The sequence below is a fragment of the Nocardia sp. NPDC060220 genome, from assembly GCF_042727815.1.
Classification (GTDB): domain Bacteria; phylum Actinomycetota; class Actinomycetes; order Mycobacteriales; family Mycobacteriaceae; genus Nocardia.
The window spans coordinates 1-1,701 of sequence record NZ_JBHWZY010001175.1 but is presented as its reverse complement, the minus strand read 5'-3'; the positions used below and the strand labels follow the sequence as shown (position 1 = coordinate 1,701).

At 65.7% G+C, this 1,701-nt stretch carries 4 protein-coding genes; all 4 read left to right on the top strand.

What is annotated here, in order from left to right; translation table 11 throughout:
• Positions 1 to 647 (top strand): GNAT family N-acetyltransferase (locus ACFWF3_RS34980; RefSeq protein ID WP_379318378.1); only part of this gene is annotated, 647 nt, incomplete at its 5' end.
• A 217-nt stretch (positions 648 to 864) separates the two neighbouring features.
• Positions 865 to 975: a hypothetical protein gene (locus tag ACFWF3_RS34975; protein ID WP_379318376.1), complete on the top strand. Its 111-nt coding sequence runs from the start codon at positions 865 to 867 to the stop codon at positions 973 to 975.
• A 23-nt stretch (positions 976 to 998) separates the two neighbouring features.
• Entirely contained in the window at positions 999 to 1,208 is a 210-nt protein-coding gene (locus tag ACFWF3_RS34970) for a hypothetical protein (protein ID WP_379318374.1), read from the top strand.
• A gap of 19 nt (positions 1,209 to 1,227) precedes the next feature.
• Entirely contained in the window at positions 1,228 to 1,374 is a 147-nt protein-coding gene (locus tag ACFWF3_RS34965) for a hypothetical protein (RefSeq protein WP_379318372.1), read from the top strand.
• Positions 1,375 to 1,701 lie beyond the last annotated feature (327 nt).

Here is a 1,701-nt window from a genome sequence, read left to right as displayed (position 1 = left end):
CCTATGCCTTCCTCGGCTTCTACCTGGTCCGACCCGATCTGCGCGGACGTGGCTTCGGGATTGCCACGTGGCGAAAGGGGCTCACCCACGCGGGTGCCCGTGTGGTCGGGCTCGACGGGGTCGTGGACCAGCAGAACAACTATCGCCGCAGCGGATTCGAACTCGCCTATCGTAGTGCGCGTTTCGGCGGTGTCGCGGCCTTGCCCGCACCGGACGGGACCGTTCGCGTCCTGCTGCCCGATGAGGTGGGTGATGTGCTGGCCTACGATGCGCGTTGCGTTCCCGCGGCCCGGCCCATGTTTCTGGCGCGTTGGCTGACCGAGCCGACACACCGCACCTTCCTGCGGATCGTCGACGCAACCCTCACTGGATTCTGCACTGTCCGCCCCGCCCGCGACGGTTGGCGGGTCGGCCCGCTGTTCGCCGACACGGTCGACGACGCGCGGCAATTGCTCGCCGCGTGCGCGCGAGCCTCGGACGGCGCGTCACTGGCGGTTGATGTGCCACTGGGTAACGAACCGGCGGTGCTACTGGCCGAGACGGCAGGCCTCACACCCACGTTCGAGACCGCGCGCATGTACACCGGTGGCGTCCGAAACCATCTCCAGGACAGGGTTTTCGGTGTCACTTCCCTCGAACTCGGGTGAGGCCACAGGACACATCCTGATCTACGCGAGGCCGTCCGCGCGCCTGTGTGGCGCGCCGCAACGGCGATTTCTAGGGGTCGTCGCAACACGTGGTCAGTTGTTCAGGCCGCGAGTAGTTTATGCAACCGCTCGGCTGGGGTTTCCCAGCCGTGCGTTTTGCGTGGTCGCCCGTTGAGCTGGCGCCTCCAAGCACGCGGTCATCCGTTTCACCGAATCGGTGCGTGACGAACTCACAGGCACCGGTGAGACTGTGACCGCGGTCCTGCCCTCGGCCGTGCGCACCGATCTGGTCGCCGGTGTGCAGCTCGGCGGAGGCTGCCAACCGTAAAGCCCGAACGCATCGCCGAAGCCATGGTCGCGTCTTGTCGCCACCGGCGCACCCTGGTCGCGGTGCCGGGTTGGATGCGCGTCTACGAATTGGCCGCCGCGGTCCTGCCCGACCGGGTTGCGGTGGCCGTGCGCGGTCACCTCACCCGCGACCGGGTGCTGCACAGCCTCAACACCGGCGCCTATGCCGACTACGACGCCTGCGTACGCCGCGACGCCGACACCGCTCTCTGACCTGACAAGGAAGTCAGCAATGACGCTGCGACACACACTCATCGGCGCGCTGAGCACCGCCCTGCTCGTCTGCCCCGGCCTGCTCACCGTGCTCCCCGCTCGTGCGGGGATGAGCCGGTCGACCGGACGTTCAGCGGCTGCCTCCACAGAAACCCCACAGTTTTGACCGGAATCAATGGGAATTCATGCGATTCGTTGAGAAGAGTCGTTTCTCGGAAACCCTTGGTACTGAGTACTATTCGGAACTGATGAGTAGGTTCTGGACAACTGGAACCCGCCCCAGGTGGTCGCAGGTTCAAATCCTATGAGTCTGGTAGGCCAGCACTTCTGTCTGGGTCCGGGCTGTTGTCCAGTTCTGCAACGCTGCTGAGCGTCATCAGTTCGAATCTGCTGGTGTAAGGTCGGCGATGCCTCGCGCGGGTGGGCGACGAAGATCTGTGCGGCCCGAGCGGTCCGGTCGTTGTCGGCGGTCAGCTGGTCGGGTGTCTCGCGC